8 protein-coding genes and 3 pseudogenes are annotated in these 8530 nt (G+C 57.6%); 5 read left to right on the forward strand and 6 right to left on the reverse strand.

The annotated features are described in order from the left end of the window. Positions 1-410 (reverse strand): IS110 family transposase (locus M3A49_RS41415; RefSeq protein WP_266233902.1); only part of this gene is annotated, 410 nt, incomplete at its 3' end. 205 nt (positions 411-615) lie between these two features. Here M3A49_RS41415 and M3A49_RS42870 point away from each other — a divergent pair. From M3A49_RS42870 to M3A49_RS41440, 5 genes and pseudogenes are all read left to right on the forward strand, one after another. After that, positions 616-693 (forward strand): annotated as a pseudogene (locus M3A49_RS42870) (IS6 family transposase); the annotation flags it as partial. Positions 694-1112: 419 nt separating this feature from the next. Continuing rightward, positions 1113-2792: a class I tRNA ligase family protein gene (locus tag M3A49_RS41425; protein WP_266233904.1), complete on the forward strand. Its 1680-nt coding sequence runs from the start codon at positions 1113-1115 to the stop codon at positions 2790-2792. Beyond that, positions 2789-4003, forward strand: a complete 1215-nt coding sequence (locus tag M3A49_RS41430) for an MFS transporter (protein WP_266233905.1) — start codon at positions 2789-2791, stop codon at positions 4001-4003. The genes M3A49_RS41425 and M3A49_RS41430 overlap by 4 nt, the downstream gene beginning before the upstream one ends. 67 nt (positions 4004-4070) lie before the next feature. After that, positions 4071-5405, forward strand: a complete 1335-nt coding sequence (locus M3A49_RS41435; protein ID WP_266233906.1) for a lysine N(6)-hydroxylase/L-ornithine N(5)-oxygenase family protein — start codon at positions 4071-4073, stop codon at positions 5403-5405. After that, positions 5402-6622, forward strand: a complete 1221-nt coding sequence (locus M3A49_RS41440) for a PhzF family phenazine biosynthesis isomerase (protein ID WP_266233907.1) — start codon at positions 5402-5404, stop codon at positions 6620-6622. The genes M3A49_RS41435 and M3A49_RS41440 overlap by 4 nt, the downstream gene beginning before the upstream one ends. A gap of 88 nt (positions 6623-6710) precedes the next feature. Here the strand turns inward: M3A49_RS41440 and M3A49_RS41445 are convergent. From M3A49_RS41445 to M3A49_RS41465, 5 genes and pseudogenes are all read right to left on the reverse strand, one after another. After that, positions 6711-6950, reverse strand: a pseudogene (locus M3A49_RS41445) (IS6 family transposase); the annotation flags it as partial. A gap of 127 nt (positions 6951-7077) precedes the next feature. Next, positions 7078-7257: pseudogene (locus M3A49_RS41450) on the reverse strand (IS5/IS1182 family transposase); the annotation flags it as partial. 401 nt (positions 7258-7658) lie between these two features. Then, positions 7659-7988, reverse strand: a complete 330-nt coding sequence (locus M3A49_RS41455) for a hypothetical protein (protein ID WP_266233908.1) — start codon at positions 7986-7988, stop codon at positions 7659-7661. Then, on the reverse strand, positions 7985-8299 hold the full coding sequence (locus tag M3A49_RS41460) for a hypothetical protein (RefSeq protein ID WP_266233909.1): 315 nt from the start codon (positions 8297-8299) through the stop codon (positions 7985-7987). Before M3A49_RS41460 ends, M3A49_RS41455 begins: the two co-directional genes overlap by 4 nt. Next, positions 8296-8530, reverse strand: a 235-nt coding sequence (locus tag M3A49_RS41465) for an integrase core domain-containing protein (protein WP_133190276.1), incomplete at its 5' end; no start/stop codon positions are given. The genes M3A49_RS41465 and M3A49_RS41460, both read right to left, overlap by 4 nt.

An 8530-nucleotide genomic window follows, 5' to 3' on the forward strand; every position in this document is an offset into this window, starting at 1 on the left:
TTGGCCTGCGCGGTGCGCGCCCGTACAAATCCTTGGCGTACTCGATGCAGCGACAACACCGATTGCTGCTCGATGCTCTTGACCGGCACAAAGCGCATATTCGGCCGCGCGACTGCCTCACAGATTGCTTCGGCATCCGCCGCGTCATTCTTGTTCGTCTTGACGTACGGTTTGACAAACTGGGGCGCGATTAATCTTACCGTATGCCCCATGGCCTGTAGCTTGCGTGCCCAGAAGTGCGCGCTCGCGCATGCCTCCATTCCGATCACGCAGGCGGGGAGGTTGGCGAAGAACTCCGAAACGTGATTTCGCTTGAGCACTTTCTTCAGCACCGTTCGGCCATGCTCATTTACACCATGGACGGCAAAAACGTTCTTCGCCAGATCGATGCCAACTGTCGTAATCTTCATGATGGGCGCTCCCCTCGGTCAGGTGGTTGCTTCGACACTTCCACTTTGGCACATTGATGCCGCTTCGGGTGGGGGCGTCCATCCCATTAGACTTGACCTCATCTCCTTATCGCGACACTACCAATCTGTGTCCAGAAAAATCCGGGCCGTGGCAGATGGGGCTCGCAGACAAATTCGATCCCTTCAGAAAACCCGCAATCAGTTTTCAGTGGATCATTCAACCGAGCATCGTTGGGCCCTCAAGCTGCTGGCGGCGCTGGAAAAATCGTTTCGCAGCGCCAAGGGCTTCAAGGATGTTCGGTGTGCGCTTTCGAGCACCGTTTGTCTCGAAACCGCCATTTCCAACATCCGTCGGCGCGAATGGAAGAAATGCGTCACGCCAGGCACTGCTGACCAGGCTCCGTTGGAACAGTCTTACTCGCATGCAGCGCCAGCAACATTCTGGCTCTACGGGACCCTCGTGAACCTGCTCACCGGATTTTGCCACCGCGCGACTTACCGTCCGAAATGGCAACGCGCAAGCCATCGCAGTTCAGTGAGTTCCACGACGGCTGCGCCCGACGCGCCTTGCTGATCGATGCACATATCGTGGCGTCGGCCCAAATATTGCGTATGCTTTTCCATGAGCAATAGGAGTGGATATTGACCTATCTGCAATTTACCAGCGCGGTCAAATAATCCTGCGCAACGTTGGTTACCTGAATGGGAGACCTGATGCGGAATGCAATTGGATTTGTCGGTTTAGGTGATACACGCACGCCGCTGCGTAAAATTGTTATTTCGCCCGTGAATTTGACCGCAAACGGACGCGCACATCTTGGTCACGCGGGTGGTCCCTTTTTGCGAATGGATATCCTCGCACGCGCCTTGCGTCGTAGCGGACATGATGTTTGGTACGGACTCACTACGGACGGCTTCGAAAATCATGTCGTTGCGAAAGCGACGCAGTTCGGAGAACATCCGGCAACGATGGCCGCGCGATTTCATGAGCAGATCGGGACCGATTTGAAGGCCCTCGATATTCATCTCGACAGGTTTGATGATCCCGTTCATCGCACCAACATCGATACGTTTTTTGGTGTGCGGGAAGCACTGATGCGCAGACTGGGACAAAGCGACCAAGTCCAACTACGCGACGAACGACTGCCTGTTGATGATGCGTTGCCTTCCACAGCACCTATAGAGGACCGGTTTTCCATCGGCGCCTGGTTGGCCGCATGTTGTCCTAACTGTTTGAAGCCGGCCGGCAGCTTCTTTTGTGAAGCTTGCGGCATGCACTTCGAGCCGTGGGATGCGGTAAAGCCCGTTTCACGACGGGGAACAATCACTGAGTGGGTAGAAAGCAAGTCGTACTTCCTGAACATGCGGAATCCGACCCAGCTAACTGTGCAATGGGAGCAAATGCACATCGAGGCACCGTTTGCGCGTATCGCGCAACGATACGTCGATCGGTGCGGGGGCACCATGCGATTGACGTTGCCCGGGCTCTATGGCGTTCCATGGCAAGCCGATGCTTGCGTGAATCGTCAGATTCTCTTTAGCTATTCCGCAGGCTGCTATACGCACCATCTCTACTGCGGTGAGCGGTATGCACAAGAGCGCGGTGTGGCGAATTCCTTTTCGCATGGGAGTGACACATTCCTGATCGGCTCGACGGGGATCGACAATACAATTCCGGTGCTCGTCGGGGTCACGGGTTGTGCGCTTGCGCAGGAAAATTTTCGTCCTTTCGACAGCGTGAACTTCAACTACTTCCTCAAGCTGAACGGCAGCAAGTTCTCGACTAGCCGCGGCCACGTAATCTGGGCTGGTGATATCGGAAACATAAACGGCATCAACACGGATGCGCTGCGCGTGTACCTCTCCGAAATATGTCCCGAGGAAGAGGAAACAGATTTTCGTGTTGGCAACATGCTTGGCCGTCACAATCATCTCGTCTCAACGGTCGGGACGCTCGTTGCAAGCGCCTGCGCCACGATAGTCGAAAATCCGGCTTTTCGCGGCGAGCCGGCATTCGATTCGTCGCTGTTCGCGAGGCTCGTCGAGCTCTATGGTGAGCAAAGCGCCGCGCTGTCACCCGACAAGCTGCGGGTTTCGCTGGCGTCAAAGCCGCTTATGGCATGGCTGGATCTCGCCAACGAAGCGCGCACGCCAGCCAAGGCATATACGTGGCTCAAAGGCCTCGCATTCCTGGCTGCCCCGCTGATGCCGCGCACCGCCGACGCCATCTGGGTATGGCTTGGACATGCCGAAACTCCATCGGCATCCGCTTTTCCGGAAACCCGTCAGATACCGGATGCAAAGGCGCCCAATCTCCACGAGTCGCGACTGTTGCATGAACATGATCTTTCCAACTGCCTTCCTGCGAGCATGGACTCATGAGTGCACCCGCCGAACTGCCTTCCGCGCTCAAGGCCACCGCGTTCATACCGTTCCTGGTTGCGAGCGCCGCGCTTGCGGCGGCCTATGGGGCAAGTTTTCTGCTGGCCGACTATCTGCGCGCAAGCGGGCTCGACGTTTCAATGGCGGGCACCGTGATTTCGAGCGGCATCTTCACCATGATCATCAGTTCGCTGTTCGCCGGCTGGATAGCGCAACGGATCGGACTGATGTCGACGATCATCGCAGCTGCCGGGGCGATGTCCGCGGCGATGCTCGCGTTTGGGCTGACACGCGTCGATTTGAGGATTGCCTTCGCCGGTGGACTGTTGCTGGGTCTAGGTTGGTCGGCGTTCAATATCCTGGCGCCGCTCCAGATCATCCACCACTTGAAGCCTTCAGCGCGGATCAGATATTTGACGCTTTTGTCAGGCGCCCAAATGGCAGGACTCGGATTCGCTTCACCTACTGGCCATTTCCTCGCGCACCGATTCGGTTCATTTTACGTCGTTTATATCGGTTTGGCTTGTGTCTGCCTTTCTGCTGCCGTCGCACTCGCGATAGTCCGGAAGCTTATGCAAGGCACGCCGCACTTATCGATGGCAGCGGTTGGCATCACACCTTCCCAGGCCGCATCGGTCTTGTGCTCGACCACCCGCATGCCCATTGCGATGATCGGACTTGCCGCCTGCGCTTTTGCGGGGCTTTCGACTTACCAGACGGCGTACGCAGAATCTCGACACCTGCCCGCGGAACTTTTCTTCCTGACGTTCACCTTGACGACCGTAGTATGCCGGTTCACGCTTGCGCCAGCAATCAGCGGGCTGCCTGTTCGCAAGCTCGCGTTCGCGCTGTTCATCGCCACACTCGCCGCGCTAGCGCTCTTCATCTGGAACCGCAGCAGCTCAATTGTCTATGTAATCAGCGCCTGCGTTTTCGCCATAGGCTATGGACTCACCTATTCGACCTTGAACAGCATGGCTGTCAATCTTGCCGGCGACGCGGAATTGTCCGTGCCGGTCACTTCCCAAGTCTTCACGATCGCGTACTTTGCCGGCGTGTTTGGCTTTCCCTACATCGCTGGAATGCTGGTCGCTCACGGCGGGATCAATCTCATGCTGACGGTAACGCTTGCCATTGTCTCCGTAAACGTCCTGTTGCTAGCCCGAATCCACTCGGGAAGCCCGCGGCCCGCGGTGACGACGCACTATTGATGTCAGAGCCGGTTTGACTGCAGGTAGTCGAGCATTCCAAGGTAAATTTTCGTCGCGAGGTCGTCAAATGAGCAGAGAGTCTGTCGTCGCCGTTGGTGCAGGTCCAGCAAACCTGAGTCTCGCTGCGCTTGCGTATAACCAGCGTGAGCTTGCCGTGACTGTATTTGAGCGAGCACTTGAGCCTGCGTGGCATCCAGGATTGATGGTCGACGGGGCACTGATGCAGACGAGTTTCCTGAAAGACCTTGTCTCGCTTGTCGACCCGACCAACCCATACTCGTTTCTTGCGTACCTGAAGGACCACCGGCGCCTCTATCGAGCCGTCGTGTGCGGGTTGGACCGTATCACGCGGCAGGAGTTTCAAGATTATCTGAAATGGGCTGCCATGCGGTTGCCCAATATCCGCTTCGGCACGGCCATCAATGAAATCGACCTAGATCGCGATTCATTTTGCGTGCGTGCCAAGGAAGAAACGGTGCGCACGAAGACGGTCGTCATCGGTGTGGGCCGGGAACCGTTCATTCCTGACTTCGCACGCCTAATTCGCGGAAAGAACGTTTTTCATAGCGGCGCATTCCTGAGTGAAAAGCGGAATTTTTCAGGTTCGAGCGTGGCGGTGGTAGGCGGCGGCCAAAGCAGCGCCGAAGTCGTCAGCGCGCTACTGCGCGGGTTACATGGAGAACCGGCATCGATTACGTGGGTGTCGCGTCGGCCAAATCTGTTTGCCCTCGAAGACAGCCCATTCGTCAATGAATGGTTCTTTCCCCAACACAGCATGTGGTTCCAACGGCGTTCACGCGAGGCGCGTGAACGATTTCTGATGGGGCAGGAACTGGCGGGCGATGGCGTCAGCGCCTCGACGCTTCGGGAAATCTATCAGCTCTTGTACGAGCGCGAAGTGGCGCATAAGGCAAGGCCGGGCGCCTGCGAGATACGGATCGATTCGTCGGTCGAGGCAATGAGTCTCGACGGGCCTGGTTATTTGTTGACAGTGCGTGACCGCGTGAACGGCGATGTGATGCACGCATATGCGGATGTCGTCATTCTCTGCACAGGGTACAGATCCTCGCTGCCACGGTTACTCGAGCCTTTACGAAGCCGGCTGTCGTTTGTGCAAAACACATTAGGAGATACGGAGCTTGAGATACGCAATGATTTTTCCGTGGTCCTGGATGGGCCGCTCGGCTGTCGGCTCTATCTGCAAAACGGTGCGCGCTCGCAGTATGGGGTCGCAGATCCCTACCTCAGTCTGCTTTCATGGCGCAGTGCGCGAATCTTGAACGCCATTCTCCGTATGGAGCGCTTCGATTGCGGTGTAATGAGCGGTGCTATCACGTGGTCAGGCGAAACCTTGGCGGCGTCGCGGAAGCCATCGCAAGAGATGACGGAGAAAATTTCATGACTCGAAAGCACGGCTTCACCACGATAGATCTCGCCGGAATGTCTCATGCGTCGTTGCCGCCGGAGCTGCAGAAGGCGCCTAACGTCGTCCATGCATTTGCTGATGACCGCTTTAGTGGCAATCCCGCGGGCGTTGTTATCTTGCGTGAATTTCCTCAGGCCGAGCAAATGCAAGCGGCGGCTCACTATGCGAAGCTGCCGACCACTGCCTTTGTGGCACCGTCATCGGACCACGACGAACTCGCGTGCTTCGACATACGATGGTTTACGCCTAGTGCCGAGCTCGAGCTCTGTGGGCACGCGACGCTCGCGGCGGCGCATTGGCTATTTACTCGAGGGGAAGTGCCGGGCCACGCGCTGACGTTCGGATCGAGGAGCGGCGTGCTTGCTATCACGCGCGCTGGCGATGCGATCACCATGAGCTTCCCTCGCATTCTCAGCGTCGCCGCTGACAGGGCGACGGCGCGCACCGTGTCGGACGCGCTTGGTGTGCCGCTGGTCGAATGCCGGCGTGCTTATGATGATCTGATTGCCGTGGTCGCGGAAGAGTCTATCGTCACGCGCTTTGTGCCGGATTTCGCTGCAATTCGCGGCCTTGAATGTCGTGGCGTCGTGCTGACCGCACGTACCGATCCAAACGGTTCGCTCGCGGAATATGACATCGTGTCGCGGTTTTTCGCGCCAGAGATTTCCATCGACGAGGATCAGGTGTGTGTGTCCGCGCATTGCAAGCTTCAGCCGTACTGGTCCGAGCGCTTGGGCCGCTCGAGTCTGCGTGCGTTGCAAGCCTCAGCTAGCGGTGGGCGGCTAGGACTGGACGCAAGGGGCGATCGCGTCTTAATCGAAGGTAGCGCGCGCTTCGGAGACATTGACGGCATTCGACATGGAACGGTTGCATGCGGCCCCGTTACCACCTGTGCTATCGGTGTGACCATGCGTGAGTTCGATGGCTTGGCGAGTGAACATTCCAAGGCGCCTTTCCGCCTTGCGTCATTTCGCGTCGCTCCCGGTTGCGCCACAGTTGCGGAAGCGCATGACGTGGCAGAACTTTGGCATCTCTCCAGGGGACATGGTCGTGCGGTAGTCGACGGCCGGAGCATCGAGTTGAAGGCAGGCGACTCGGTTCAATTCGCCCCTCGAGAGCGTCACCAGTTGCACAACGTCGGAGATGAGGCTATAGAGGCCGTTTCGATTCGGTGGGAGGTGCCCCGATCATGACCATGTGCTTCGATCTTGTCGTCGTCGGCGGAGGGCTTTGTCACGTTAGAGAGAAGACAAGGCAATGCTGGCAGGGGCGATCAGTCGCTCAAAAAGCGGTAGACGGATTTTGGGTGAGTACGGTGAAGCGATGCCACGCAGCAAATCGCAAGGCGAGTTGTTAGCGATAGCTTGACGCCGGTAGCCGATGTCGCTTGAGGGCAAAGTGCTGTCGGATCGGGCCGAAGTTCGACAGGAAAGCTTGAGTACGCTCGGGCAGGCGGAAGCCCCGCATACGCCGTTCGCGTTCCCGGGTTGGCTGATGACTATTCTCGGCACGGTTGTTGACGCGGATCGTCAAGCGCATGCCTGTGCGCAATGTGCTGGACGTACTCGCCAATATCGAGCACTGGACGCATTTCACACGACACTTTGGTCCGTTAAGCGGCAATGATCCCAAAATCCGTGACGCCGAACAGCCTGGGAGACGTCGCCGGTCGACCCTTGCGCGATACAAAGCTTTCGCTCATTGATGCGCCAAGTCGCTCCCAGTTGATGAGGTCGGCCAAACGTATCAACGGATGCTTCAGGTTGATCTGTTCGCGCAGCGGTTGGCGGAAGAAATCTCCCTCCGTCACAGGCGTCTTCGGACCCATCCTCACCTCATCGAAAAATGCAGGATTCTCACGTTAATGTGCCAGGTTCCTGAAGATCTCACAACACCATTTCGGCCTCAAAGCTCCGCCGCACAAGGCTCTCCGAATTGTTCAGGTTCGACTAGTTATCGTGTACTGCTCTGGCCCAGTCGGGTTGCCAAGGCTGAGGGTCGTGCCGAGCACGTCCTCTGGCGGATACATGTCCGCATACGGCATTGCAGGCAACAGTGGAGCGCCGAACGGGTCTCCAATCGTCGTCCCGACGTAGTCTGCGAATGCGGCCGCGTGATAGCGGCCGTGCCAGTTCTCAATCCAAAACCCGCGCTCGCCACCCTGTCTCATCGTAATTGACGCATCGACTCGGGCGTCACCGATGAAGAATTGTTCGATCGTATGCTCCTTCATCCCCTTGCGAGCGAATCGTAGTCCACCGGTAGCAGGTAGGTTTCGAATGATGCGATGGAGCCATTCACGAGCTCAATACTACGATTGGCGAGCGCGAGCGCAATTGCCCCCGATGGATTACCGATCCGGATATTGGTCGACGGATTATTTGCACCGGGTGTCCCGAGTGTGAACGGATCGAACCCGCTGATGATGATTCGCGTAGCGCCCTTACCCGGCTGGAAATGGACGGCATATTGTCCGCGCGATGCGTGTTCCAGCACGCACTGGAGCTGTAAGCGGTTGAGCGTTACCTGCGCGGCCCACTGGCGCAGTATCTGTGTCATGAGCGCGCCCAGCACAACATGCGGTCGTCGCTGCGCGGTTGGGCGCCACTGACAGAGCGCCCCTGCACTCGATCGACAGCAGCCTTCCATAATCCTTCGCCAGCGATCTTCACAACGTGCTCCGCGCCCCCAGAGAACCGTTTTGCGTCGGCCCCACAGAGCTGCTTCGAGAAGTCAGAACCAAAGTGAGCGAAGCCCGATGCGCCGAGAATCTGGTCCGCGAACGGCATTGAGTTGCCCGGCAACAGAGGTGGCACCGCTTGTTCGGACAAGGTCCCGAGATTTTTAAGTGGAACGTCCGGGGCGATCATGCTGCCGATTTGATCGCTGGCAGCGTCGCGAAGTATGCCTCATCGGGCGTCTGATCCGCCAGGCTCGAATGAGGACGTTTGCGGTTGTACAGCTCAATGTATTGGCCAATGGAGCGCCGGGCGTGGCTGACCGACTCGTAGGCTCTCAAATAAATCTCTTCGTACTTGATGCTGCGCCACACGCGCTCGACGAATACGTTGTCGCGCCAGGCGCCTTTGCCATCCATCGAC

Origin of the sequence: Paraburkholderia sp. CNPSo 3076 (genome assembly GCF_026343935.1) — a bacterium.
Taxonomy (GTDB): Bacteria; Pseudomonadota; Gammaproteobacteria; order Burkholderiales; family Burkholderiaceae; genus Paraburkholderia; species Paraburkholderia nodosa.